The organism is Allochromatium palmeri (assembly GCF_009720725.1).
Taxonomy (GTDB): Bacteria; Pseudomonadota; Gammaproteobacteria; order Chromatiales; family Chromatiaceae; genus Thermochromatium; species Thermochromatium palmeri.
This window is the reverse complement of record NZ_WNKT01000022.1, coordinates 30,517-55,240: the sequence shown is the minus strand read 5'-3', so window position 1 is coordinate 55,240 and position 24,724 is coordinate 30,517. Positions and strand designations below refer to the sequence as shown.

Annotated in this window: 22 protein-coding genes; 8 read left to right on the top strand and 14 right to left on the bottom strand. The window is 63.0% G+C overall.

What is annotated here, in order from left to right; genetic code table 11:
* Window positions 1-3: 3 nt before the first annotated feature.
* A complete protein-coding gene (locus GJ668_RS11305) occupies window positions 4-2,391 on the bottom strand; it encodes a phosphoketolase family protein (protein WP_155450260.1) in 2,388 nt (795 codons plus the stop codon).
* Between the two features lie 131 nt (window positions 2,392-2,522).
* Window positions 2,523-2,660 (bottom strand): hypothetical protein, encoded by a 138-nt coding sequence (locus GJ668_RS20135; protein WP_186343047.1) that lies wholly within the window; start codon window positions 2,658-2,660, stop codon window positions 2,523-2,525.
* Between the two features lie 172 nt (window positions 2,661-2,832).
* Between GJ668_RS20135 and rimO the strand changes: the two genes are divergently transcribed.
* The gene (gene rimO / locus GJ668_RS11300) at window positions 2,833-4,200 is read left to right on the top strand and encodes a 30S ribosomal protein S12 methylthiotransferase RimO (RefSeq protein WP_155450259.1); all 1,368 of its coding nucleotides are present in this window, start codon (window positions 2,833-2,835) and stop codon (window positions 4,198-4,200) included.
* Window positions 4,201-4,212: 12 nt separating this feature from the next.
* Here rimO and GJ668_RS11295 read toward each other — a convergent pair whose 3' ends face one another.
* Entirely contained in the window at window positions 4,213-4,413 is a 201-nt protein-coding gene (locus GJ668_RS11295; RefSeq protein WP_155450258.1) for a YgaP family membrane protein, read from the bottom strand.
* A gap of 162 nt (window positions 4,414-4,575) precedes the next feature.
* Here GJ668_RS11295 and GJ668_RS11290 point away from each other — a divergent pair, with 162 nt between their 5' ends.
* Entirely contained in the window at window positions 4,576-6,189 is a 1,614-nt protein-coding gene (locus GJ668_RS11290; protein WP_155450257.1) for a bifunctional aminoglycoside phosphotransferase/ATP-binding protein, read from the top strand.
* A gap of 88 nt (window positions 6,190-6,277) precedes the next feature.
* The gene (locus tag GJ668_RS11285) at window positions 6,278-7,507 is read left to right on the top strand and encodes an EAL and HDOD domain-containing protein (RefSeq protein ID WP_246194804.1); all 1,230 of its coding nucleotides are present in this window, start codon (window positions 6,278-6,280) and stop codon (window positions 7,505-7,507) included.
* 33 nt (window positions 7,508-7,540) lie between these two features.
* Here the strand turns inward: GJ668_RS11285 and GJ668_RS11280 are convergent, their stop codons facing one another.
* The 3 genes from GJ668_RS11280 to GJ668_RS11270 form a co-directional block, all read right to left on the bottom strand.
* Window positions 7,541-8,416, bottom strand: coding sequence for a DMT family transporter (locus GJ668_RS11280; protein WP_155450255.1), 876 nt, complete (start codon window positions 8,414-8,416; stop codon window positions 7,541-7,543).
* A complete protein-coding gene (dusA, locus tag GJ668_RS11275) occupies window positions 8,413-9,381 on the bottom strand; it encodes a tRNA dihydrouridine(20/20a) synthase DusA (protein ID WP_155450254.1) in 969 nt (322 codons plus the stop codon). The genes GJ668_RS11280 and dusA overlap by 4 nt, the downstream gene beginning before the upstream one ends.
* A 61-nt stretch (window positions 9,382-9,442) precedes the next feature.
* A complete protein-coding gene (locus GJ668_RS11270) occupies window positions 9,443-11,452 on the bottom strand; it encodes a UvrD-helicase domain-containing protein (RefSeq protein ID WP_155450253.1) in 2,010 nt (669 codons plus the stop codon).
* Between the two features lie 210 nt (window positions 11,453-11,662).
* Between GJ668_RS11270 and GJ668_RS11265 the strand changes: the two genes are divergently transcribed.
* Entirely contained in the window at window positions 11,663-11,917 is a 255-nt protein-coding gene (locus GJ668_RS11265; RefSeq protein ID WP_246194802.1) for a DUF2782 domain-containing protein, read from the top strand.
* A gap of 12 nt (window positions 11,918-11,929) precedes the next feature.
* On the opposite strand, the gene GJ668_RS11260 is transcribed toward GJ668_RS11265, so the two are convergent.
* Together GJ668_RS11260 and GJ668_RS11255 are read right to left on the bottom strand one after the other, a co-directional pair.
* Window positions 11,930-12,289, bottom strand: a complete 360-nt coding sequence (locus GJ668_RS11260; protein WP_155450252.1) for a PilZ domain-containing protein — start codon at window positions 12,287-12,289, stop codon at window positions 11,930-11,932.
* A gap of 161 nt (window positions 12,290-12,450) precedes the next feature.
* The gene (locus GJ668_RS11255; RefSeq protein ID WP_155450251.1) at window positions 12,451-12,762 is read right to left on the bottom strand and encodes a hypothetical protein; all 312 of its coding nucleotides are present in this window, start codon (window positions 12,760-12,762) and stop codon (window positions 12,451-12,453) included.
* Between the two features lie 91 nt (window positions 12,763-12,853).
* Here GJ668_RS11255 and GJ668_RS11250 point away from each other — a divergent pair, with 91 nt between their 5' ends.
* Window positions 12,854-13,072, top strand: coding sequence for a hypothetical protein (locus tag GJ668_RS11250; protein ID WP_155450250.1), 219 nt, complete (start codon window positions 12,854-12,856; stop codon window positions 13,070-13,072).
* A gap of 26 nt (window positions 13,073-13,098) precedes the next feature.
* On the opposite strand, the gene polA is transcribed toward GJ668_RS11250, so the two are convergent.
* Window positions 13,099-15,822 carry a DNA polymerase I gene (polA, locus tag GJ668_RS11245; protein WP_155450249.1) on the bottom strand — a complete coding sequence of 908 codons (2,724 nt, stop codon included), beginning with the start codon at window positions 15,820-15,822 and terminating at the stop codon, window positions 13,099-13,101.
* A gap of 135 nt (window positions 15,823-15,957) precedes the next feature.
* Between polA and GJ668_RS11240 the strand changes: the two genes are divergently transcribed.
* The gene (locus GJ668_RS11240; RefSeq protein ID WP_343032209.1) at window positions 15,958-18,519 is read left to right on the top strand and encodes a CHASE domain-containing protein; all 2,562 of its coding nucleotides are present in this window, start codon (window positions 15,958-15,960) and stop codon (window positions 18,517-18,519) included.
* A gap of 45 nt (window positions 18,520-18,564) precedes the next feature.
* Window positions 18,565-21,345, top strand: a complete 2,781-nt coding sequence (gene rapA, locus GJ668_RS11235; protein WP_155450247.1) for an RNA polymerase-associated protein RapA — start codon at window positions 18,565-18,567, stop codon at window positions 21,343-21,345.
* Between the two features lie 23 nt (window positions 21,346-21,368).
* Here rapA and GJ668_RS11230 read toward each other — a convergent pair whose 3' ends face one another.
* Entirely contained in the window at window positions 21,369-21,560 is a 192-nt protein-coding gene (locus tag GJ668_RS11230; RefSeq protein ID WP_155450246.1) for a Trm112 family protein, read from the bottom strand.
* Window positions 21,561-21,924: 364 nt separating this feature from the next.
* On the opposite strand from GJ668_RS11230, the gene GJ668_RS11225 reads away from it, so the two are divergent.
* Window positions 21,925-22,371 carry a hypothetical protein gene (locus tag GJ668_RS11225; protein ID WP_155450245.1) on the top strand — a complete coding sequence of 149 codons (447 nt, stop codon included), beginning with the start codon at window positions 21,925-21,927 and terminating at the stop codon, window positions 22,369-22,371.
* Here GJ668_RS11225 and nifM read toward each other — a convergent pair.
* The 4 genes from nifM to GJ668_RS11205 form a co-directional block, all read right to left on the bottom strand.
* Window positions 22,368-23,249: a nitrogen fixation protein NifM gene (nifM, locus tag GJ668_RS11220; RefSeq protein ID WP_155450244.1), complete on the bottom strand. Its 882-nt coding sequence runs from the start codon at window positions 23,247-23,249 to the stop codon at window positions 22,368-22,370. The genes GJ668_RS11225 and nifM overlap by 4 nt on opposite strands.
* A 99-nt stretch (window positions 23,250-23,348) precedes the next feature.
* Complete coding sequence (locus GJ668_RS11215) at window positions 23,349-23,801, bottom strand: nitrogen fixation protein NifZ (protein ID WP_155450243.1); 453 nt, start codon at window positions 23,799-23,801, stop codon at window positions 23,349-23,351.
* Window positions 23,791-24,129: a nitrogenase-stabilizing/protective protein NifW gene (gene nifW / locus GJ668_RS11210; protein WP_155450242.1), complete on the bottom strand. Its 339-nt coding sequence runs from the start codon at window positions 24,127-24,129 to the stop codon at window positions 23,791-23,793. The genes GJ668_RS11215 and nifW overlap by 11 nt, the downstream gene beginning before the upstream one ends.
* A 62-nt stretch (window positions 24,130-24,191) precedes the next feature.
* Complete coding sequence (locus GJ668_RS11205; RefSeq protein WP_155450241.1) at window positions 24,192-24,713, bottom strand: hypothetical protein; 522 nt, start codon at window positions 24,711-24,713, stop codon at window positions 24,192-24,194.
* Between the last annotated feature and the right edge of the window lie 11 nt (window positions 24,714-24,724).

Below are 24,724 nucleotides of genomic sequence, written 5' to 3'. Positions count from 1 at the left end.
CGCTCAAAACGGCCACACCCACTCATCCACATCCGGCTTGTCGATGCCGTGCTCATAGGCGTAGTTGCGGCACTCGATCTGCTGATCGCGGAGCTTTTCCTTCACATGCGCCCCGGCGACCTGGAGCCGTGGCACCCGGTTGATGACATCGATCGCCAGACTGAAACGGTCGATTTCGTTGTTGATCGCTAGCTCCAGGGGCGTGTTGATATTGCCCTTCTCCTTGTAGCCGCGCACATGCAGGTTCCGGTGATTGGTGCGCCGGTACGCCAGGCGATGGATGAGCCAGGGATAGCCGTGGAAGTTGAAGATGATCGGCTTGTCCTTGGTGAAAAGACTGTCGAAATCGGCGTCGGAAAGCCCGTGCGGATGCTCGCCGGCGGGCTGGAGCTTGAACAGATCCACGACATTGATGAAGCGGATCTTGATATCTTCGAAATGCTCGCGCAGCAGTGCCGTGGCCGCCAGTGCCTCCTTGGTCGGGATGTCGCCGCAACCGGCCATCACTACATCGGGTTCCGCGCCCTGATCGTTGCTCGCCCACTCCCAGAGGCCGATGCCCTTGGTGCAGTGCTTGATGGCGGCATCCATGTCCAGATACTGCAAATGGCTCTGCTTGTCGGCAACGATGACATTGATGTTGTCACGGCTCTGGAGACAGTGATCCACGGTCGAGAGCAGGGTATTGACGTCCGGCGGCAGATAGATGCGCGTGACCTCGGGATCCTTGTTGACCACCACATCCAGAAAGCCCGGATCCTGATGGGTGAAGCCGTTGTGGTCCTGGCGCCAGACAGTCGAGGTGATGAGCAGATTGAGCGAGGAGACACGCGCGCGCCAGGGGATGTCTTCGCAGATCGACAGCCACTTAGCGTGCTGGTTGTACATGCTGTCGATGACATGGACGAAGGCTTCATAGGTCGCAAAGAAGCCGTGACGCCCGGTCAGCAAATAGCCTTCGTACCAGCCCTCCAGGGTGTGCTCGGAGAGCATTTCCAGCACCCGCCCGTCGGGCGAAAGTTCGCCGCCGTCGCTATCCTCGGGCTTGTAGTCGCACAGCCAGAGCTTCTTTGAGACCTCGTAGACCGCATCGAGCTTGTTGGAGGTGTTCTCGTCCGGGCCGAAGACGCGGAAGTTGTCCATGTTCTTCGCCATCACATCGCGCAGCAGGGCGCCGGTCGGCTTGGTGTTCATGGCGCGCGTGGTGCCGGGTTTGTCGACGCGGATGGCGTAATCGCGGAAATCCGGCATCCGCAGCGCCCGGCGCAGCAGGCCGCCGTTGGCGTGCGGACTGGCGCTCATGCGCCGCGTGCCCGTAGGTGCGAGCGCCTTGAGTTCGGGGATCAACCGTCCCTGTTGGTCGAACAGCGCCTCGGGCTTGTAACTGCGCATCCAGTCTTCGAGCTGTTTGAGATGCGCCGGATTGTCGTGCATCCCGGAGAGCGGCACCTGATGGGCGCGCCAGAAACCCTCGACCTTATGGCCGTCGACCTCGTCCGGTCCGGTCCAGCCCTTGGGCGTGCGCAGCACGATCATCGGCCAGTGGGCGCGCGTGGCCTCGCCGCTGGTGCGTGCCTGCTGCTGGATGGCGCGGATCTGGTCGTGACAGGCATCCAGGGTCGCGGCCATGGTCTGGTGCAGCGTCAGCGGGTCGTCGCCCTCGACGAAATACGGCGTCCAGCCATAGCCGCGCATGAGACTGGCCAGCTCCTCGTCGGGGATGCGCGCCAACAGGGTCGGATTGTTGATCTTGTAGCCGTTCAGATGCAGGATCGGCAGCACCGCGCCATCGCGGATCGGGTTCAGAAACTTGCTCGAATGCCAGGAGGTGGCCAGCGGTCCGGTCTCGGCCTCGCCATCACCGACCGCCACCGTGACCAACAGATCCGGATTGTCGAAGGCCGCGCCGAAGGCGTGCGAGATCGAGTAGCCGAGCTCACCGCCCTCATGGATCGAGCCGGGCGTTTCGGGTGTGCAGTGCGAGCCGATCCCGCCGGGGAAGGAAAACTGCCTGAAGAACGCCTTCAGACCTTCTTCGTCTTCGCTCTTGTTGGGATAGATCTCGGAATAGGTGCCTTCCAGATAGACTGGCGCCAGCACGCCCGGCGCACCATGACCGGGACCGGCGAGAAAGATCGCATCCTGATCGCGCTCGCGGATGATCCGGTTCATGTGGACATACATGAACGAGAGTCCGGGACTCGCACCCCAATGACCCAAAAGGCGCTGCTTGATGTGCTCCGGCTTGAGCGGTTCGCGCAACAGCGGATTGTCGCGCAGATAGATCATGCCGACGGCCAGATAGTTGCAGGCGCGCCAGTAGGCGTCGATCCGGTCGAGCTGCTCGGGTGTGAGCGGGGTGGCGGTCACTGGCGTGGTGTCGTGCGTCATGGTCTTCCTCCTGAGTCCTGGTTGAGATCGCATCTAAGATACAGACCGATCGTGACCTTCTGACGACCAGAGAGCCTGATCGTTCAACTGCTGGTGGATTTGACCGCTGATAACGGCGCCGCCGTCGCGGCTCAGATGAGTTCCTGAGTGACGAACAGATAACCCAGCGCGACAGTGACCACGGCGATGGCCACGTAAGGGAGTAGAATGCAGATGCCCGGCAGGTCGTTGCAGAACCGACTGTACTTGCAGAGTTTACAGCTTCTCATCAGTCTTTCTGTCCGCTCGTCTGTAGTGTATGGCGCTTCGGCTCGCCGGTGGACGGGCTGAGGCGATGATCGGTCTCGGGTCTCCTCGCGAGAGACGCTATCCTTACCCAAGTTCGCGCCAGGTTCAATGGCGTCGTCCGTCCACAATCTCAATCCCAGGCCTCGTCATCCCTTGAAGACTTCATCCAATTCCAGTGGCACGCCGGCTCATCCGCACGCAACGGCCCCGCGTGTCGGCTTCGTCAGTCTCGGCTGTCCCAAGGCCACGGTCGACTCCGAGCGCATCCTCACCCGGCTGCGCGCCGAGGGCTATCAGCTCCAGGCGACCCAGGCCGAGGCCGATCTGGTCATCGTCAACACCTGCGGCTTCATCGATTCAGCGGTTGATGAATCCCTGGACGCCATCGCCGAGGCGCTCGACGAGAACGGACGGGTGATCGTCACCGGCTGTCTCGGCGCGCGCGCGGAGTTGGTGCGCGAGCGGCATCCCGAGGTGCTGGCCGTCACCGGACCCCACGCACTGGAAGAGGTGATGACCGCCGTGCACGCCCATCTGCCGGCCCCGCACGATCCCTTCACCAGTCTCATCCCGCCCCAGGGCGTGCGTCTGACGCCGGGGCACTATGCCTATTTGAAGATCTCGGAAGGCTGCAACCATCGCTGTCGCTTCTGCATCATCCCGAGTCTGCGCGGCGATCTGGTCAGCCGCCCGATCGGCGAGATCCTCGACGAGGCCGGGCGTCTGGTCGAATCCGGGGTGCGCGAGCTGCTGGTGGTCTCGCAGGACACCAGCGCCTATGGGCTGGATCTGGGCCATCGGCCCGATTTCTGGGGCGGGCGTCCGCTGCGCACCCAGATCACCGAGCTGGCGCGGACCCTGGGCGAGTTGTCGGCCTGGATCCGGCTGCACTATGTCTATCCCTATCCGCACGTCGACGCGCTCATCCCACTGATGGCCGATGGGGTGATCCTGCCGTATCTGGACATGCCGCTCCAGCATGGCAGCGAATCTGTCCTGCGTGCCATGCGTCGTCCGGCGGCGACCGAGAAGGTGCTGGACCGTCTGACCCGCTGGCGCGCCGACTGTCCTGACTTGGTATTACGCAGTACCTTCATCGTCGGCTTTCCGGGCGAGACAGAGGACGATTTTGAACGGCTGCTGGACTTTCTGCGCGAGGCGCGGCTCGACCGGGTCGGTTGCTTCCCCTATTCGGCCGTCGAGGGTGCGGCGGCCAATGAGCTTCCGAATCCGGTGCCCGAGTCGCTCAAACAGGAACGTCTGGAGCGCTTCATGGAGGTCCAGGCCGATATTAGTCGCGAGAAACTGGCCGCGCGCGTCGGTCAGCGGCTCACGGTGCTGGTCGATGCCGTGGAGGAAGACGCCATCATCGCCCGCAGTTATGGCGACGCCCCCGAGATCGACGGCGAGGTCATCATCGAGGGTGCCTGGGAGATCGATCCGGGCGACTTCATCGAGGTCGTGATCACCGAAGCCGGTGAACACGACCTCTGGGCGCAGCCGGTCGAGGACGAGGAGTGACGGGCGTCAGTCTCAGAACGCCGGCCCGCTCTGCTTGCCGAGCTTCTTGAGGATCAGCGCCAGCGGACAGAAGCCAGTGAAGGCCGACTGAAAGAGATTGGCGCCGACGAAGGCGGTAAACCACAGCCAGTAGGGGCTGACATAGTGAGCCAGCAGCAGAGAGATCAGGATAAAGCCGCCAGCGACGGCAAAAACGATGCGTTCAATCGACATGAAATTCTCTACACTTGATCGTGGAATGGAAGGACGCGTGGATCTTACTGAGTCGAGGCGGCTTTGTTCAACCAAGCCGGGATTCGAGTCACCACATATCACCGTGCATGGACACCTCTTTGTGTGCGCACTCCAGCACAGGCCAGGTCACAGGGTAGCTGCATGACGCATGACGATCTTGCCGTTTTGATCGCGGGACTGCGACACCCCAGCGCCTATCCGCATGCCGTCGACACCGTCGAGCACATCGAAACCCATATCTCGCATGTGCTGCTGGCAGGTGATTCGGCCTACAAGTTCAAAAAACCCCTGAATCTGGGCTTTCTCGACTTCTCGACCCTGGAGCGGCGCCGGTTCTGCTGCGAGGAAGAACTGCGGCTCAACCGCCGTCTGGCGCCGGATCTCTATCTGGACGTCATCACGGTCAACGGCACGCTCGACGCGCCGCGCATCGACGGCGCGGGACCGATCCTTGAGTATGGCGTTTGGATGCGCCGTTTTCCGCAGTCGGCCCTGCTCGATCGTCAGCCCGTGACGGACGCACTCATGACGCGGCTGGCCGAGCACATCGCCGACTTCCATGCCGGCATCCCCGTCTCTGGTCTGGGCCGCACGTTTGGAACGCCTGCGCAGGTGCTCGAACCCATGCTGGAGAACCTGACCCAGATCCGCGCCTGTATTGACAGTTCCGAGGATCTGGCGCGACTGGAGATGCTCGAAACCTGGATTCAGGCCCGCTTCGAAGTGCTGACACCGATGATCGAGCGGCGCCGCGTCGAGGGCTTCGTGCGCGAGTGTCATGGCGACATGCATCGCGGCAACATCGCCCTCGTCGACGACCAGATCCAGATCTTCGACGCCATCGAGTTCAACCCCAATCTGCGCTGGATCGACACCGCCAGCGAAATCGCCTTTCTCGTCATGGATCTGGAGCAGGAAGGCGAACGCGGCGCCGCCCATCGCTTCCTCAACCGCTATCTGGAATGCAGTGGTGACTATGGCGCGCTGACCATGCTCGATTTCTACAAAGTCTATCGTGCCCTGGTGCGTGCCAAGGTGCTGGCGATCCGCTGGAGCCAGGACGACCTGCCCGACTCGGACGCGGCCATCATCCGCGACGATTTCGCGCGCTATCTCGATCTGGCGCTGTCCTACACCCGGATGCGCCGCCGGCATCTGCTGATCGCCTGCGGTCTGCCGGGATCGGGCAAGAGCCGGCTGTCCTCTCGACTGCGCGAGGCACTGCCGCTGATTCATCTGCGCTCGGACGTCGAGCGCAAGCGTCTGTTCGGGCTGGGAGAGCTGGCGCGCACCGCCAGTAGCGTCGACCGTGGTATCTATTTTCCGCGTGCGACCGACTGGACCTATGAGCGTCTGCACCGTCTGGCCGATGATATTTTGGCCAGCGGTTATGACGTGCTGGTCGATGCGACCTTCATCGCTCGCCATCGGCGCGAGCGTTTTCAGGCGCTGGCACAGCGACATGGCGCTGGATTCGCGATTCTGGCGCTCGATGCGCCGCTCGATGTCTTGCGCGAACGGGTAACGCGACGTCTGGCCCGTGGCGCCGATGTCTCTGAGGCCGATCTCTCGGTGCTGGAGCGTCAGTACGCAAGCCGTCAGCCCCTGAGCGAGCAGGAATACAGGCGCGCGCTCGTCATCGATACCAGTCGTGATGCGGCGCTCTCTGAACTGCTCGACCGTGTGCGTGAATTGCTCGACGCTGAGAGACTTCCAGCCGACCCGGCTCAGGATCGTCCGCCGGGTTCAGCGTGAGTCGTGTCTTCAGTATTTGGCGTGCTGTCGCGCGAGTCGTCACAATATCGGCTATCTTCAAATGGAATTCTTACCTGATCGGCAGGCAATGATGTCAGACACCTTCCTCGGTATACAGCCGATCTTTGACCGCAAGCAACGCATCCTGGCCTATGAATTGTTATTTCGCGGTGTCTCCGGCGGATTCGACGACGATCCAATCGGCGCGGATGCCGCGACCTCACAAGTCATCGTCAATGCCTTTACCGACATCGGTGTCGAGCGCCTGGGGCGCGACAAGCGCCTGTTTCTCAATCTGACCACGAGTTGGCTCACCAGCGATCTCATTCAGACCCTGCCGCCCAAGCGGGTAGTGCTGGAGGTGCTGGAAACAGTGCAGGTCACACCCGCCCTGGTCGAAGCGGCCAGACAGTTGGTTGATCAAGGCTTTACGCTCGCCCTCGACGATTTCGTCTATACACCCGACTGGGATCCGCTGCTTGAGATCGCTCGCATCGTCAAATTTGACGTGCTCGGTGATGATCGCGCCGCAATCGCAGCCAAGGTCGCGTCACTGCCCGCGATCTATCGTCCACACCTGCTGGCCGAAAAGATCGAGACATACGAGCAGTTTCAGGATTGTATCGATCTGGGCTTCGAACTCTTTCAAGGGTATTACCTGGCCCGACCCGAAGTGCTCACCGGCAAGCGACCGCCGGCCAATCGACTGCAGTCGCTGCGTTTGCTGGCCCGATTGAATGATGAGGCAATCGGCTTGCAGGAGGTCGAGCACATTGTCAGTCAGGACGTCACCCTGAGCTATCGTCTGCTGCGCTTCATCAGCAATGCGGCGATCTCTCAGGGGCGGCCCATTCAGACCTTGATGCAGGCCATTTCACTCGTTGGTTTACGCACCGTGCGGCAGTGGGCGGCCCTGCTGACCCTGGGGTCACTGGAGGAGGGCAACCCCTATAGTTTCACACGCTCGCTGACCTATGCGCGGTTCTGCCAGCTCGTCGGCGAGCACCATTTCAATCAGGACAAGGACGCGCTGTTCACTGTGGGTTTGTTCTCCAACCTCGATGAAATTCTGTTGATCCCCTTGAGTGAGGCCCTGGAGAATCTGCCCCTGGACCCGCGTATCAAGAACGCCATCCTTGAACACGAGGGGTTGCTTGGGGCCGTGCTGGTGAAAGCCAAGCGTTTCGAGTGCAGCACGCCCCCTCCCGACGTGGTCGTGCCGGGGCTGGAAGAAGAAACGCTCGCGCTCTATTTTCTCGAAGCCTTTGCCTGGGCGCGCGAGCTTCAGAGTCAGGTCGAAAGCGCGATAATCAACTGAGACATCAGAGCGCCGAAGCCTTCCTCCGTCGTCTCAGATCAGCAGCACGACCACCCCGCTCAACATGAGTGCGCCGGCCGGCAGCCGCGCCGCCAAGCCCGGTTCGCGAAAGATCAGCGCGCCATAGAGAATGCCGAACAAGAGGCTGGTGCGCTTGACGGCGATCATATAGGCGACCTCGACCTTCTGGATGGCCAGGAAATGGGTGAAGACCATGATCCCGAGCAGTCCGCCGACCGTCAGCACCGCCCAGGGATGGCGGGCGAGTGCACGCAAGCGGCGCGGACACGGCAACACGATCACCACCGCGACCGCGATCCCGAGCAGCGCAAAATAGAAAGCGCCGAACGACTCAGGCGGCAGATAGCGCATCGCACCCTTGCCCAGGGTCGCCGTGAGCGCGTAGAGCGCCGCGACTCCGAGCATCATCCGTGACCCAGGCTCATCCAGGATGGCCGCGAAGGGCGCGACCCAGCCGCGCCAGTTGCGCCGGTGGGCATGGGCGCTGTTGAGCAGCCAGGCGCCTGCGACCACCAGCAGGATCCCGAGCATTCCGTGCGCCGAGACCTGTTCGCCAAGCAGCAGCCAGGCCACGGCGATCACGAACACCGGCGTGAAGGCCAGATAGGGCAGGGTGAGTGAGAGCGGGTGGTCGCGAATGGCCGCCACATAGAGCCACATGGCCGCCAGTTCCAGCGGCAGCATCACCGCCATCCAGCCCCAGAACGCCAGGGGCAGCGCTGTAAGCGGCGGCAGACCGACCAGCAGGGGCGTCATCAGCAGCCCCGGCAGGCAGAAGCGCACCACCAGCAGCTCGCTGGCTGTGAGATCACGCAACCAGGCTTTGGCCGCTGCATCTGCACTGGCCAGGGTGAAGGCGCAGATCAGCGCCAGCGCGATCCAGCTCATAAACGCGCGTGATCACCAACCCCGAGCACCTCGACCCCGGCGCCCGGCCGATGGGCCTGTTCGCTGATACGCCGACGCCAGGCACGCGCGCCGGGCTGGCCCTGGAAGAGTCCGAGCAGGTGCTGGCTCATGGCGTTCATCGGCACACCAGCCGCGAGCTGACGCTCGGCATAGGGGATGAAGGATTCGAGTACCTGCCGGCGTGTCGGCACCGGATGATCGTCGCCAAAGACGCGCTGATCGGCCTCGGCCAGGATCCAGGGATTGTGATACGCCTCGCGCCCGATCATGACCCCATCGAGATCGCGCAGGAAGTCAGTGGTCTCGTCCAGGGTCTTGATGCCGCCGTTGACGATGATCGGACGTTCCGGGAAGTCGCGCTTGAGAGCGCGCACGACTTCGTAGCGCAAGGGCGGGATGTCGCGATTCTCCTTGGGGCTCAAGCCTTTGAGCCAGGCCTTGCGCGCATGCACAATGATGGCGTCGCAACCGGCCGCGTTCAAATGACCGACGAAATCGACCAGCTCAGCATAGCTGTCGCGCTCGTCGATGCCGATGCGATGCTTGACCGTCACCGGCACCCGGACGGCCGCGCGCATCGCCGTCACGCACTCGGCCACCAGCGCCGGTTCAGCCATGAGACAGGCGCCGAAGCGTCCGTTCTGGACCCGATCGGAGGGGCAGCCGACGTTGAGGTTGATCTCATCATAGCCCCAATCCTCGGCCATGCGCGCACACTGTGCCAGGTCTTTGGGGTCTGAGCCGCCGAGCTGTAGCGCCACCGGATGCTCAGTCGGATCGTAACGCAGAAAACGCTCCCGATCGCCGTGGATCAGGGCGCCGGTGGTGATCATCTCGGTATAGAGCAGGGTGTGACGGCTGATCAGACGCAGAAAGTACCGACAGTGTCTGTCAGTCCAGTCCAGCATCGGAGCGACACTCAATTTTCTATCGATTGAATGCATAGGTCAGGCTGACTCTTGGTTGGAACGAAGCACGCTCGGTTTGTTTTGATAAACGGATTGATCAATCCGAGGCCAGTAATTCCTTGAGCGCTTTCAAATGGGCCAGGCCACGGGCCTTGCGATTCTCTGGACTGTCCTCGCGGCGCTCGCCGTCCCAATCGAGCTGATCCTCGGGCAGCTCCCCGAGAAAGCGGCTCGGCTCGCCGTGCACCCATTCGCCATAACGCCGCCGCCGGCGGGCGAGCGTAAATGTGAGTGCCTCGCGCGCGCGCGTGATGCCGACATAGGCGAGCCGACGTTCCTCCTCGATGCTGTCCTCCTCGATGCTGGTGCGATGCGGCAGCAATTCTTCTTCCATGCCGACCAGAAACACCTGCGGAAACTCCAGCCCTTTGGCGGCATGCAGCGTCATCAAATGGACGCGATCGCCGCCCTCGTCTTCGTCCTGACGGTCGAGCACATCCATCAGCGTGAGATGATCGACCAGATCGACCAGCGTGCGGTTCTGAAATTCGCCCTGGCGTAGACGACCGAGCCAGGCCAGCAAGTCTTCGACATTGTCGTGCCGACGTTCGGCGACGGGCTGGCTGGAGGCATTCTCGCGCAACCAGGCGCGATAACCGATGGCCTGGACGAGCGCGCGCGCTGTGCCGACCGGGTCGCTCTGGCCGAGCTGTTGATGCGCGTCGATGAGTTGAGTAAAGGCCGCGAGCCGCTCGCGCTGACGCGCATTGAGACAGGCAGCCAGTCCGGGATCGGAGCAACCGGCGAGCAGACTCAGGCCCTGCTGGCGGCTGTGGGCGGCGAGATGTTCGAGCGTGGTCGGGCCGATCTCGCGTCTGGGCGTGTTGACGACGCGCAGAAACGCCGTGTCATCGCCGGGATTGGCCAGCAGACGCAGATAGGCCATGACATCCTTGATCTCGGCGCGCGCGAAGAAGGAGGTGCCGCCGCTCAGAAAATAGGGGATGTTATGCTCGCGCAGCGCCTGCTCGAAGGGGCGGGCCTGATAGTTGCCGCGAAAGAGAATGGCGATATCGCCGAAGGCACGGCTCTCGGTGAACTTCAGATGCAGAATCTCGGAGGCCACACGCGCGGCCTCGTCGGTCTCGTCGCGACAGCGGATGACGCGCGCGCGCTCGCCGGGACCGTGCTCGCTCCAGAGCCGCTTCTCGAAGACGTGCGGGTTGTTGGCAATCAGCGTATTGGCCAGACCCAGGATGCGGGCGCTGGAGCGATAGTTCTGCTCCAGCATGATGACCTTCAGGGCCGGATAGTCTTCCTGGAGCCGCGCCAGATTTTCGGGCCGCGCGCCGCGCCAGGCATAGATCGACTGATCGTCGTCGCCGACCACGGTGAAGGCGCCCCGCGTACCGGTCAACTGGCGCACCAGATCGTACTGGGCGCTGTTGGTGTCCTGATACTCGTCGACCAGCAGATAGCGCAGACGCGCGCGCCACTCCTCCAGAATCGCGGGCCGGGTGCGGAACAGGCGCGTCGGCGTCAGGATGAGATCGTCAAAATCGACGGCGTTGTAAATGCGCAGACGACGTTCATAGTCGGCATAGAGTGCGGCGAGCCGGGCCTCGAACGCATCCTCGGCCCCCTGCGCGGCCTGCTCCGGGTCGACGCCATCATTCTTCCAGCGCGAGATCCGATGCTGGACCGCTCCCGGACTCAGTGCATCGGCCTCGGTTGAGCCACGGATCTGTTCCTTGAGCAGTGACTCGGTGTCCTGGGCGTCGAGCAGCGCAAATCCAGGATGCAGGCCGGCGGCCTCGGGATGGCGACGCAGGATTTCGAGTCCGAGCCGGTGGAAGGTCGAGATGGTCAGCCCGCGTGTTTGGGTGCCCTTGAGCTGCTGGCTCACGCGCTCGCGCATCTCGCGTGCGGCCTTGTTGGTAAAGGTCAGGGCGCGGATGTGGCGGGGCGCCAGACCGACGTCCTCGATCAGATAGCCGATCTTCTGCGTGATGACACGGGTCTTGCCCGAACCGGCACCGGCGAGCACCAGCAAGGGGCCAGCAGTGTAGCGAACCGCTTCGAGTTGTCGCGAATTGAGTCCGGCCATCCTGTTGAGTGCGCTCGCGTGGGGGCAGGTGAGGGGAGGGCATTATGCCCGATTGGGGAAGCAATCCGGAGCGGTTCGTACTACCATTTGCGTCATGTTCTCCGACACTCCGGGTGACCCGTGCCAAATCGACGACTTGCTGTTTTGCTGCTCGCCTCCTGCCTGACGACCGTCCATGCTCAAGACGAAGCCGCAGAGGATAGCGGATTCTTGCAAGCGCCCGAGGTCGTGCCGTCCCCGATCACAGGCGAGGCCGTCGAGCCGGATATCACCATCAAGGAATCCGGCGGCGATCTCGTCTACGAATATCGGGTGCGCGGCGTGCTCTACCTGGTGCGGGTACAGCCGCCGGTCGGGCCGCCGTATTATCTCTATGACATCAATGGGGATGGGCTGATCGACGCCCAGGAACGCTCGGCACGCAATATCTCGGTGCCGCAGTGGGTGCTGTTCGAGTGGGATTGAGTGGCGGGCGCTTCAGGCGGTCGCGCATCCCGGGCCGACGGCGTGGCCGTTCGGGGGTTGTTGCGACATCGGCGGCATGAACGACTCAGCGCTCGCCGCCAGAAATTCGGGATACATGTCGCGGAACATGACGCCGATCCCCGTGCTGTCCTGATGGATCACGATGGCGGGGATGCGCCACTCCCGACCCATGTCCCGCACCTCAAGTACCACCAGGGTGCCGGTCGGCAATGTCAGATTGCTGACTTCGAGATACATCCCTTGGTCGGATAGGTTACGCCCCTTGGCGCTGCGGAAACGACGGTTGCGGTACTGGATCTGAACGTCGATGTCACGCGGACGACGCTGACCGTAGCGGTGCTCAATACTCATGGATGCTTCCTGATTCTTCTTCATGTTCCGATATGTTAAGCGTCAATCTTGACGACTGCGTTCAGTGCGTGTGACGAGACGATGAATGCCTGACGGCGCATGCACCAGACTGGTGCAGCCTGCACGATCCTGGGTGGCAGGAGCCTGAAGCCAATCTGCGCTCAAGCGGCCTGACAGGTCTCGTGCCCCCAGGTCGTCGCCCGCAGATCTTGACGCGGGCTGACCGGCCTGCTGGTCTCGCGCAGGCTTCGCACCTGTAGATACCCCCAGATCGTACCGGCAAAGAAGGCCGCATCCTCGGGTAGAAAGTCGAAGCGAAAGAGCCGCATGTAGTGATCGAGGATGGTCGCGGTATGCTTGTTCACAAATTCCTGTTCCGTCAGGCAACCGTCGGCGAGTAATTGCGCTTCGATCTCCGGGACCGCTGCCAGGTCTTCGAAGAAACCTCGCCCCATACGAATGAGTTCAGTCATGACACGTCTGCCCCTTTTGAAAATCAATGTTCTGCGATGAAGCTATTTATAGAGCAAATTTATTAAGCTTATGTGACAGGTGCTCGTGTCGATGAGCGGCGGCCTGTCAGGTAAAACAGGTTTAGCATGTCATTTTGAAGGCAAAAAAAGCGCCAATATTGAGGCGCTGACTGAAATCAAAAAGAACCCCCGAGGTCCGGGATGTGGGGCCTCGGGGGAACACGCCCCGGTTGGGGTAGCCGGGGATTGGGATCGCCATCCAGGGGGGATGATGAGCGATCCCGTTTCGCTCGATAACTCTGACTATTGAGCTTGGATTTGGTTCCCCTGCCTGATTCAGTGTGCGTCGTCCCAGTTCTCGCCCACACCGACGTCCACCACCAGGGGCACAGCGAGTTCGGCGGCGGCTTCCATCGCGGTGCGAACACGCGCGCTTGCCTCCTCGACCACCGACTCAGCGACCTCCAGCACCAGTTCGTCGTGGACCTGCATGATGAGCCGCGCGGCGGGCCGCTCGACTTCGATCCAGGCATCGACGGCGATCATGGCGCGCTTGATGATGTCCGCCGCCGTGCCCTGCATCGGTGCGTTGATGGCAGTGCGCTCGGCCGCCGCGCGCCGGGCCTGGTTGCCATGGCCGATCTCAGGCAGATGCAGCCGGCGCCCGCAGAGCGTCTCGACATAGCCGTCTTCGCGCGCCTGCCGGCGGGTGCGGTCCATGAACGCGCGCACGCCCGGATAGCGCGCGAAATAGCGATCGACATATTCCTGAGCCGCGCCGCGCTCGATGCCGAGCTGACGCGCCAGTCCAAAAGCCGACATGCCGTAGATGAGTCCAAAGTTGATGGCCTTGGCCGAGCGGCGCTGTTCGCTGGTCACGGCCTCAGGCGCCAGCCCCAGGATTTCGGCGGCGGTGGCGCGGTGGATGTCCTGGCCGCTGGCAAAGGCGGCGAGCAGGCGTTCATCGCCCGAGAGATGCGCCATGATCCGCAATTCGATCTGCGAATAGTCGGCGGCGAGCAGTCGATGGCCGGGAGCGGCGATAAAGGCGTGGCGGATGCGTCGCCCTTGCTCGGTGCGGATCGGGATGTTCTGCAGATTGGGATCGCTGGAAGAGAGCCGCCCGGTGGCCGTGACCGCCTGATGATAGGAGGTGTGGACACGCCCGGTATCTGGGTCGACCATGCGCGGCAGCTTGTCGGTATAGGTCGACTTGAGCTTGGACAGTCCGCGATGGTCGAGGATGATCCGGGGCAGCTCATGGCCGTCACTGGCCAAACGTTCGAGCACGTCCTCGGAGGTCGAGGGCGCACCCTTGGGCGTCTTGGCCACGACCGGCAGACCCAGCTCGTCGAAGAAGATTGCACCGATCTGTTTGGGCGAGCCGAGATTGAAGCGCCGGCCCGCGACCCGGTAGGCGGTTTCCTCCAGTTCGAGGATCCGGCGAGCCAGGTCGGCGCTCTGTTTGGCGAGCTGAGTGCTGTCGATCAGTACCCCGGCGCGCTCCAGACGCGAGAGTACAGGCACCAGCGGCATCTCGATCTCGCGATAGAGCTGTTCGAGTGCCGGCACGGCGGCGAGACGCGGCTGGAAGAGCTGATGCAGGCGTAGTGTGACCTCGGCGTCCTCGGCGGCATAGGGTCCAGCCTGTTCCAGCGGCACCTGATCGAACCCGAGCTGCTTGGCGCCCTTGCCGGCGACATCCTCGAAGCGGATGGTGTCGTGATTCAGAAAGCGTTTGGCGAGCGAGTCCAGGTCGTGGCGCGCGGTGCTGTCGAGCACATAGCTGGCGAGCAATGTGTCGTGGGCGATGCCGCGCACTGTGATGTCATAGCGGGCGAGCACGCTCATGTCGTACTTGAGGTTCTGGCCGACCTTGAGGCGGTCGGCGTCTTCCAGCAGCGGTTTCAATCGGGCCAGAACGTAGTCACGGTCGAGTTGATCGGGGGCGCCCGGATAGACATGCGCAAGCGGGACATAGGCCGCCTGTCCAGGTTCGAGCGCGAACGAAACGCCCACCAGTTCGGCCTGCATGGCGTCGAGCGCCGTGGTCTCGGTGTCGAAGGCGAAGAGTGCGGCTGTTTGCAGACGACTCACCCAGCCCTCCAGGGCGGCTTCGGTCAGCACCAGCTCATACTCGGCCCCAGACTCGGTCTGGTGCTCCGGATGGTGCGTATTTGCCGCAGATGACGCTCCGGCGACTCCAACCCCATCGAGTGTCGCCAGCAGACGGCGCGACCCTAGCCGTTCGTACCAGTCGCGCAGCGTCTCGACATCGGGCGGAGCCGGGCGCAGATCGGTTGGTCCCAGATCGAGCGCGACGTCACGTTTGATGCGGGTGAGCTGGCGCGCGAGTGGAAGCTGATCGAGCACCGCACGCAGCGACTCGCCGATCTTGCCTTTGATCGAATCAGACTGGGCGATGACCCCATCGAGATCACCGTATTCGGCGATCCATTTGACCGCCGTCTTGGGTCCGCACTTGGGCACGCCGGGCACGTTGTCGACACTATCGCCCATCAGGGCCAGATAGTCGACGATGCGCTCGGGTGGCACGCCGAACTTCTCGCGCACCCCCTCCGGGTCGAGCACGATACCGGTCATGGTGTTGATCAGGGTCACATGCTCGCCGACCAGTTGCGCCAGATCCTTGTCCCCGGTCGAGATCAGGGTCGGCAGGTTCACTGCGGCGGCCTGAGTGGCGAGCGTACCGATCACATCGTCAGCCTCCACGCCCGGCACCACCAGCAGCGGCAGTCCCATGGCGCGGATGATCGCCAGCAGCGGCTCGATCTGGGCACGCAGATCCTCCGGCATCGGCGGGCGGTTGGCCTTGTAGTCGGGATAGAGTTCGTGACGGAAACCGCGCCCACCGGCATCGAAGACCACGCCGATATATTCGGGCCGATGATCCTCGATGAGCTTGCGCAGCATGTTGAGCACGCCGACCAGGGCACCGGTCGGCTCGCCGTGCGAGTTGGTCAGCTTCGGCAGGGCATGATAGGCTCGAAACAGATAGCCGGAGGCATCAACGAGGATCAATGGATATTGGGTTGTCATCAGGCGCGTGCTCGGATACGTTGGCCATCAACGGACGCTCAACGGTAGCACAATCGGCGCTATCACTGGCCTTGGACGCTCTCGGACTCAGTGTGCCTCTAGGCGAGATTTATGCTGGACCCTCAAAGACGTTTTGTGATTGCTGCCATCGCGCTCGTTCTTGGGCTGCTGTTGACGCTGCTCGCTACGTTTTATACACGGGCGGATGTCGAATCACTGTTTCAGCGTGAACTGCTGCTGATCGGCCAGGAGGGCGCCACCAAGATCCAGGCCCGGTTGCATGACCACGCCTTGCTGCTGCGCAGCGGGGCCGCTTTTTTCATGGGGTCGGAGCAGGTCAGCCGGGCGGAGTGGCGCGCGTTCGTCCAGCACTCGAAGGTTCACCTGAACCTGCCTGGCGTGCTGGGTTTCGGTTTCGCGCTGGCCATGGCGCCCGAGCGGCTGGCCGAGCACGAGCAGATGATTCGCGCCGAGGGTTTTCCGGACTATCGCGTCTGGCCCGAGGGGACGCGTCCGTTTTATACCGCCATCGTCTATCTGGAACCCTTCTCGGGGCGTAATCTGCGGGCCTTTGGCTACGACATGTTCTCCGAGCCTGTGCGTCGCGCGGCAATGGAGCGGGCGCGCGATCTGGATTTGGCGACACTCTCCGGCAAGGTGTTGCTGGTCCAGGAAACCGATGAGGACATCCAGGCCGGAGCCCTGATGTATGTTCCGGTCTATCGTGTCGGGATGCCGACCGAAACCATCGAACAACGTCGTGCGGCTCTGATCGGTTGGGTCTACAGCCCCTACCGCATGGACGACCTGATGCGCGGCATCCTCGGGAACTGGGATCTTGAACGGCACATCCATCTGCGGCTCTACACGGGCGATCGGGCAACACCCGAGGCGCTGATGCATGACAGCGATCCAACGGCGTCCGCTGACTGGGACGGCTCAGGCTTGGGCGCTCAGTCCATCCCGATCAACTTCAATGGCCAGCGCTGGACCCTGTATCTGACCCAGCCCAATCTGCGGGCGGTGTTGCGCTGGGACGTTCGAGTCTGGATGGTCGCCGCTAGCGGGACACTCCTCAGTCTGCTGATCGCGGCACTGTTGCTCGCCATGAACCGTTTTCGTCTGCTGGCCGTGCGATTGGCCATGGAACTCAAGGCGCGCGAGGAAGCCGAGATTGCTCTGCGCAAGAGTGAGCGCGATTATCGCGAGCTGCTCGACAATCTCCATGTGGGTGTCGTGGTGCATGGTCCAGATACCGGCATCCTCCTTGCCAACCCCATGGCCTCGCGCCTCATGGGGCTGACGCTCGATCAGTTGCACGGTCGCACGGCCATCGATCCGGCTTGGCACTTTTTCCGCGAGGATGGAGCACCGATGCCGCTGACCGAATATCCGGTCAGCCGTGTCGCGAATACCGGGGAGGTTTTGCAGGATCTCGTGCTGGGAATTCTCAAGCCCGATGACGCCAGACTGACCTGGTTGCAATGCGAGGCGCATCCGCTGTGGGACGAGCAGGGACGCCTCCAGCAGATCGTCGTGACCTTCTTCGATGTCACGGCACGCAAAAGCGCCGAAGCCGAGTTGGCGCTTTATCGTCAGCACCTGGAGTCACTGGTGGCCGCGCGCACCCAGGAATTGAGCGAGGCGCGCGATGCGGCCGAGGCGGCCAACCGCGCCAAGAGTGCTTTTCTGGCCAACATGAGTCACGAGATCCGCACGCCGATGAATGCCATCATCGGTCTGAATCATCTGCTCCAACGCGACGTCACGAACCCGCGCGCGCTGGACTGGTTGCACAAGATGGGCGAGGCCGCAATCCATCTGTTGCGTATCATCGACGACATCCTGGATCTGTCCAAGATCGAAGCCGGGCATCTCAGGCTTGAACTGAGCGACTTCTCGCTCCGGCATCTGATTGGACAGACCTTCAGCCTGCTCGGCGAGCGGGCACGGAAGAAGGGGCTGCGGCTGCGCGCCGAGATCGCCCCCGACTTACCCGAGTATCTGACCGGCGATGCCCTGCGTCTGCAACAGGTTTTGCTCAATTTCGTCGCCAACGCCATCAAGTTCTCCGATCAGGGCGAGATCCGGGTCCGTGCCTGGCTGGAAGCCAATGAAGCCGACTGGATTCAGCTACGTCTCGAGGTCGAGGATCAGGGGATCGGCTTGAGCGCCGAACAGCAGGCGCGTCTGTTCATGCCATTCATGCAGGGCGATGAGTCGACGACCCGACGTTATGGCGGCACGGGTCTGGGTCTGGCGATCGCGCGCCGTCTGGCCAACCTCATGCAAGGGGATGTGGGGGTGGTGAGCGAGCCGGGCCAGGGCAGTACCTTCTGGATGAGCGTGCGGCTGCGCACATCGCTCCAACCGGAGCAGCTCAGGCTCGAAGGGGAGGTCAGCGACGTCGATTCGTCCCCGCAGGTGTTCGAGGGTGGCGCGACGAGTCCGGTGCCTCATGTCGCTGAGCGGACGGGGTCGGTGAATCTGGAACAACTTGACTCGCTACTCGCCGAACTGTCCGTCCTCCTGGCTGAAAATGACGTGCGCGCCCTGCGGTTCGTGCGTGATAAAACGGGACTTCTGAACACAGTGCTCGGCGAGGGTGCCCAGGAGCTCATCGACCAGATCCAGGGCTTCGAGTTCGAGCGGGCGGCGCACACCTTGCGCGACATCCAGGCCCGGCGTTCCGTTTGAGTGCTCGGCTTGGCTACCACTAGATGATTTGAGTGATCGTTCTGTATGCAAGATTTCGTACCCGGTCAGCGTTGGCTGAGCGAGACCCAGACCGAGCTTGGACTCGGCCTGGTCGAGGCCGTCGAGGGCCGTCATGTGCGCATCGCCTATCCGGCGACTGGCGAAACCCGGCTCTATGCGCGGCACGAGGCGCCGCTGGCCCGGCTGGTGGTGGGACGCAACGAGCGGATCCGCGACCGCGCCGGGCGTGAGCTGCGGGTGATCGAGGTGCGTACCGCGCATGGACTCATCACCTATCGTGGCGAAGATCAGGCCGGACTGATCCACGACCTGCCCGAGGCCGAACTCGACGACCGCCTGATCTTCAACCGCCCGGGCCAGCGCCTGCTGGCGGCACGGCTCGACAGCGATCACTGGTTCCGGCTGCGTCATCGGACCTGGACGCAGGGGAGGCGCGAGGCCGGTTCAGCGACCCTGGGGCTGGTCGGTGCGCGCGTGGCGCTCATCCCGCATCAGCTGCATATCGCCGCCGAGGTCTCGCGCCGCGAGGCCCCGCGCGTGCTCCTGGCCGACGAGGTCGGGCTGGGCAAGACCATCGAGGCCGGGCTGATCCTGCACCGCATGCGGCTCACAGGCGGCGCGCACCGGGTGCTGATCCTCACCCCCGAGCCGCTGCTCCATCAATGGCTGGTCGAGATGCGCCGCCGCTTCAATCTGGCGCTGGCGCTCTTCGACCAGGAACGCTTCGACTCGATCCAGGACGACAACCCCTTTCTGTCTGAGCAGCGCGTGCTCTGCGGGCTGGAGCTGCTGGTCGAGCAGCCGGCGGCCGGGCAGGCGGTGCTGGAGGCGCCTTGGGATCTGCTGATCGTCGATGAAGCCCATCATCTGACCTGGTCGGAGACCGAGTCGAGTCCGGCCTATCGGCTGGTCGAGGCACTGGCGAAGCGGATTCCATCGGTGCTGCTGCTGACGGCCACGCCCGAACAGCTCGGCCGCGCCGGTCATTTCGGACGCCTGCGTCTGCTCGACCCGGCGCGCTTCCATGATCCAATCGCCTTCCAGGATGAGGAGGCGCGCTATGCACCCATTGCTGCGCTGGCCGCCCGGCTGCTCGATGACGAACCACTCGACGACGAAGACCGGGCACGGCTCGCTTCGCTGCTCGGCGAGTTCGACGGACTGGATCGCGAGACGCTCATCGAACGTCTGATCGACCGTCACGGCACCGGGCGCGTGCTCTTTCGCAACACCCGCGCCACCATCCCCGGCTTTCCGCGCCGTGAGCTGATGGCGCATCCGCTGCCGGAGCCTGACGCCTATCGTGCGCTCGCGGACCCACTGGCGCGTCTGACGCCCGAGCATGCGCATGGCCCCGGCTGGGAGGCGTTCGACCCACGCCTCGACTGGCTGATCGCCACTCTGCGCGCCCTGCGTCCGGCCAAGGTGCTGCTGATCTGCGCCCAGGCGCGCACCGTGCTCGAACTGCGCGAGGCGCTGCGTCAGCGCGCCGGACTCCATGCCGCCGTCTTCCACGAAGGCATGGAGATCGTCGAGCGCGACCGCGCCGCAGCCTATTTCGCCGCTGTCGAGGATGGCACCCAGATCCTGCTGTGCTCAGAGATCGGCAGCGAGGGGCGCAACTTCCAGTTCGCTCATCATCTGATCCTGTTCGACCTGCCGCTGGAGCCGGATCTGCTCGAACAGCGCATTGGCCGGCTCGACCGTATCGGCCAGACCCAGACCATCCGCCTGCATGTGCCCTATCTGAGCGGCGGTCCCATGGAGGTGCTGTGTCGCTGGTATGCCGAGGGACTGGGCGCCTTCGAGCATCTGTGTCCAGCCGCTGCGGCCGTGCATGAGCGCTTGGATGGGCGTCTGAGCACGGCGTTGAGCGAGCCTGGGCTGACTGACGCCCTGATCGCGGAGACCCGTGCGCTGGCCGCTCAGCTCAACAGCGACCTGGCCGCCGGACGCGATCGGCTGCTCGAACTGCATTCACACCGGCTTACACGCGATGCCGCGCTGGTCGAGTCGATCGCGGCCCTCGATGCCGAGCGCACGGTTGCGGACTATCTGACCGACTTCTGGGACGCCTTCGGCGTTGAGCACGAACCCGGCCCCGGCGGCTCGCTGGTGGTGCGCCCCGGTCCGCAGATGCTGCAAGAAACCTTCCCGCGTCTGCCCGAGGATGGGCTGACCGTGACCTTCGACCGCGCCCAGGCGCTGGCCCATGAGGACCGCGAGTTCCTGACCTGGGAGCATCCGATGACACGCGAAGCGATGGAGTTGCTGACCGCCTCGGAACTGGGCAGCGCGGCGCTGATCCTGATCCAGAACGACGCCCGCTTCGCGCGCGCAACGCTGCTGCTGGAGATCCTCTACGTCGCCGAATGTCCGGCCCCACCCGAACTCCAGATGGGCCACTTTCTGCCGCCGACTCCGGTGCGTCTGCTGCTCGATGCCGAGGGACGCGATCGCGCCGGCGAGATTGCGCACGCGAGCCTGCGCGGCGACTGTCTGAGTCACAACGCCAAGCTCGCCCGCGCCCTGATCGAATCACAGGCCGTGCGTCTGGCCGGAATGCTGGAGCAGGGCGAGGCGTTGGCGCATGAAGCACTTGGGCGTCTGGAACAGGACGCCAGAGCGCGGATGGATCAGGTGCTTGGGAACGAATTGGAGCGTCTGCTAACCTTAGCCAAGGTCAACCCCACAGTCCGCCCCGACGAGATCGCACGCTTGAAATACCGGCGCGAACGGCTTGAGGCGCTGTTCGGCAAGACCCATCTTCGACTCGATGCGCTGCGGCTGATCATCGCCCATTGAGCCTTGACGCTACTGGGCCGTCTTCAACGATAGCTGTCGAGTTCTTCCAGCGTGAGGTGCCGTGCCTCGTCCTCCAGCATGATGGGGATGTCGTCCCGGATGGGATAGGCGAGCTGGGCCGACAGCGAGATCAGTTCTCCGCGCGCCTTGTCGAGGATCAGCGGACCCTTGGTGACCGGGCAGACGAGGATGTCGAGGAGTTTTTTGTCGAGCATGGGGCGTTCGCTCCTTGGGCGAGACCTACAATGTTGGATAGGTCGCGCAGTTTAACCTGTATCGCGCCCGGAAAGGCTCGGCGGATGTGTGGTCTTGCCGGTCGCGCGCCTCCGCCGATGACGGCCCATCATGTCCGACTATTTTGTTGGCGTATGCCGTGACAAACATAAATATTGAGCATACGGAATCTATATTCATCCTCGGCATTTCGCGTAAAATGCAAGAGGCTCCATGGTTTACTCGAGTCGCGAGGCCTGATAACGCGACCTGTGCCAGCCACCAACACCGTCAGGCCGTCGTTTTACGGCGGAAGCCACTAAAATAATCGTCCTTGCCATCGATCGAACAGGAGGAGTCTCAAACATGGTCGCTTTTGAACAATTACACGCTCAGAACCACAAGATCACTGAGCTTTCGAACGTTTTTCTCTATCTGGTGAGCGAGCGTTCCATGTGCGATACCGATGTCGCCTGCGACGTGTTCTTCGATCTCACGAATCATATCCGCGAGCACATGGAGGTCGTCGATCGCGATCTGTGCGGCAAGCTGCTGTCCTATCCGGATCAGTCGGTCAAGAACACCGCCAACCGCTTTCTCTCAGGCTCGACCGAGATCAAGCGCATCTTCGCCTCCTACGTCAAGCAGTGGTGCTCGGAGAAGCGTCACGCGCTGACGATCGACGATCACGCCTCCTTTCTCCAGGATACCGAGCAGATGTTCGCGCTAGTGATGGATCGCCTGCAGCGCGAGACTGAGTATCTCTATCCACTGATCCGCAATCTTGAGGGGCAGGAGCGGCAAGTCGCCTAGGACGCGCGGCCTCCGGCCTGTTTCAAATGTGCGATCCAGGCCTTCTGACACTCCCGGCGGCGGTAGGATTCGAGGTGCGTGCGAATGCGCGCGCGCGCGTGCTCGAACGTGATCACGCGCGCCGGTTCGATGCGCTCGCACCAGAGCAGATGAAAACCGATCTCGGACTCGATCACGCCACTGATCCGACCTTCGCCGAGCGCAAAGAGCGCCGCGTCGAGTTCAGGATAGAGCTGACCAGGGGGTAGGAGGCCGAGACGCCCATCCTCCATCGCTGTCGGACACTCGGAGTGCTGGCGCGCCAGTTGACCGAACGCTTCCGGATGCTCCTTGAGTTCAGCCGCCAGGCGCTCGATACGTGCGCGTGCAGCCTCGCGGCTGTTTTCGGCGTAATCGTCATTGATGGTGATCAGAAGATGACGGGCGTGGCGTCGCTCCGGGGTTTCGAAGCGGTCGCGATGCTCGGCGTGAAAACGCCGTTCGTCGTCCTCGCTGACCGGCTCGGCCTGTGCCCCGATACGGGTCATCACCGCATCGAACATCAGCTCGCGCTGAAGTGCGCGACCGAGCCCCGCCTCATCGAGCCCGTTGCGCTCCAGATCTTCCACGAACGCCGACTCACTCGGATAACGCCGCCGAACCTCCGCCACGGCCTCGGCAAGGTGTCGCTCCGAAATCAGTGTGTCGCGTGCCTCGCTCGTCGTCAGGACCAACGACTCTAAGGCCCAGGTCCGCTCGGCCTGGTGCTCGACCTCGGCGCGCTGTTCGGGATCGAGGTCCGCGATCGAGGCTTGGAAACGCTCGCTGGCGGCACGCAGCAGGTGGTAGCGATACTCGGCGCAGGCTTCGTGTGGCTGATCCAGTGTGGCTTGGTACATGACAGGGCGCTCAGTTCGTGCTGACACAATCGGAATCTCCAGGTCTCCATTGGGCTGGCGTCGTGGCGATCCGTTCCAGCGCCAGGATGGCACCGGCCGTTACTCGACCAGAGCCTCGGTTTCGGTCAGGGCCGTCTCGGGCACGATCAGGGTGTTGCGATTGGGGAAGTGGACGTGATAGGCCACGCCGCCCGGATGATCGCGCAAGACCCGAATCACCTCGCCGACCTCGCCGGCCTCGACCAGAACACGACCCTGGAGACCGAGCGGCAGCCGGGTGGCGACCTGATCGCGAAACTCGAAGCGGCTCGGAGTCCAGGGCGCATCGGCGCGTTGAAGTTCCTCGGCGCGGCAGCCGACGATGCGGTCGCTGTCGAGAAAATGCACCGAATAGATGATCTGATCCTGCAGAAAGGTGCCCACATCACGCACATAGCCGGTGCTGCCGCGCCGGATCAGGAGTGCGCCGGTCGGTTCGCCCGGATAGGTGCCGTCGTTGCGCACATTGCGTAGCACCCGCACCTCGTCGCCATAGTCATACTCAGGTCGCATGGGGGCGGCTCTCCATCAGATCATTGAGCGGGATGGCGACCTGTTTTGGCTCGTGCATCCGAAACACCCGAAACACCTTTTCGGTCTGGGCGTCAGACGTCACGAAGTCCTGATAGGCCGTGCTGAGCCGATCGGCATAGAGCGCCCACCTGGCTTGGATCGAGTCCGGCATCTCATCGACCTGACCGAGATAGTCGTGGAAGCGTTGCAGGATGTGCAGACGGTTGATCTGCACCACGGACGGCACGTAATCGATCCCGAAATACTCCAGGAAATCCTCCGCGCTGATCAGTTCGCTCAGGTCGAGTTCGAAGTCGTCGTCGGTCATGGCTCTCTCCGGGTCGTTGTCAATCAGATAGGGCGAACGGTCATTGGCGCCGAACATGGATCTCATCGTGCGGGCGCTGTGGCCTGATGCTCAGCGACGGCCGAGCGCGCCAGTTGCAGCAGTTCCTGAAGTCCGAGCCGGTCGCTGGTGTCGATCAGGACGAGCGTTTCGAGTCGCTCCAGCGCCTCGACCGGTTCGCCGAGCCGCAATAGCAGATAGCTCGATCCCTTGAGCGCGAGCAGCAGAAAGCGCGTCAGCGACATGGACGTCAGGGCCGACTGTGCCAGATTGGCTTCGGACAGATCGCGCCACGAGGTCGGCAGTTCCAGCCGTTGCGCCGTGATGAGGATCGCCCGGTCGGCGGTGATCAGGGCCTCGCGATAGCGATGCTGATAATAGAAATAGCGATAGAGCGCGACCAGTACCGTCAGATGACTGGGTTCCAGGAAATAGGCCTGGAGCAGACTGCGCTCGGCGGCCTCCTCGCCATAGCGGTGTGCCGCGTCCAGGAGCAGGGCCTCGACGTCCGGGCTGACCGGCTCGTCGAAATACATGTCCTCGCCGCTGAAATCCAGTAGATCCATGATCTATGCCC

What these genes read in the sequence shown, in the direction of transcription:
- GJ668_RS11230 (WP_155450246.1), bottom strand. Translation starts at nt 21,560, where the DNA reads ATGCTCGACAAAAAACTCCTCGACATCCTCGTCTGCCCGGTCACCAAG.
- GJ668_RS11295 (WP_155450258.1), bottom strand. Translation starts at nt 4,413, where the DNA reads ATGTCGATTGAACGCATCGTTTTTGCCGTCGCTGGCGGCTTTATCCTG.
- GJ668_RS11255 (WP_155450251.1), bottom strand. Translation starts at nt 12,762, where the DNA reads ATGACTGAACTCATTCGTATGGGGCGAGGTTTCTTCGAAGACCTGGCA.
- GJ668_RS11205 (WP_155450241.1), bottom strand. Translation starts at nt 24,713, where the DNA reads ATGGATCTACTGGATTTCAGCGGCGAGGACATGTATTTCGACGAGCCG.
- dusA (WP_155450254.1), bottom strand. Translation starts at nt 9,381, where the DNA reads ATGCATTCAATCGATAGAAAATTGAGTGTCGCTCCGATGCTGGACTGG.
- GJ668_RS11280 (WP_155450255.1), bottom strand. Translation starts at nt 8,416, where the DNA reads ATGAGCTGGATCGCGCTGGCGCTGATCTGCGCCTTCACCCTGGCCAGT.
- GJ668_RS11225 (WP_155450245.1), top strand. Translation starts at nt 21,925, where the DNA reads ATGGTCGCTTTTGAACAATTACACGCTCAGAACCACAAGATCACTGAG.
- GJ668_RS11260 (WP_155450252.1), bottom strand. Translation starts at nt 12,289, where the DNA reads ATGAGTATTGAGCACCGCTACGGTCAGCGTCGTCCGCGTGACATCGAC.
- nifW (WP_155450242.1), bottom strand. Translation starts at nt 24,129, where the DNA reads ATGACCGACGACGACTTCGAACTCGACCTGAGCGAACTGATCAGCGCG.
- GJ668_RS11270 (WP_155450253.1), bottom strand. Translation starts at nt 11,452, where the DNA reads ATGGCCGGACTCAATTCGCGACAACTCGAAGCGGTTCGCTACACTGCT.
- GJ668_RS20135 (WP_186343047.1), bottom strand. Translation starts at nt 2,660, where the DNA reads ATGAGAAGCTGTAAACTCTGCAAGTACAGTCGGTTCTGCAACGACCTG.
- GJ668_RS11250 (WP_155450250.1), top strand. Translation starts at nt 12,854, where the DNA reads ATGAGCGGCGGCCTGTCAGGTAAAACAGGTTTAGCATGTCATTTTGAA.
- nifM (WP_155450244.1), bottom strand. Translation starts at nt 23,249, where the DNA reads ATGTACCAAGCCACACTGGATCAGCCACACGAAGCCTGCGCCGAGTAT.
- GJ668_RS11305 (WP_155450260.1), bottom strand. Translation starts at nt 2,391, where the DNA reads ATGACGCACGACACCACGCCAGTGACCGCCACCCCGCTCACACCCGAG.
- GJ668_RS11285 (WP_246194804.1), top strand. Translation starts at nt 6,278, where the DNA reads ATGATGTCAGACACCTTCCTCGGTATACAGCCGATCTTTGACCGCAAG.
- GJ668_RS11215 (WP_155450243.1), bottom strand. Translation starts at nt 23,801, where the DNA reads ATGCGACCTGAGTATGACTATGGCGACGAGGTGCGGGTGCTACGCAAT.
- GJ668_RS11290 (WP_155450257.1), top strand. Translation starts at nt 4,576, where the DNA reads ATGACGCATGACGATCTTGCCGTTTTGATCGCGGGACTGCGACACCCC.
- polA (WP_155450249.1), bottom strand. Translation starts at nt 15,822, where the DNA reads ATGACAACCCAATATCCATTGATCCTCGTTGATGCCTCCGGCTATCTG.
- rapA (WP_155450247.1), top strand. Translation starts at nt 18,565, where the DNA reads ATGCAAGATTTCGTACCCGGTCAGCGTTGGCTGAGCGAGACCCAGACC.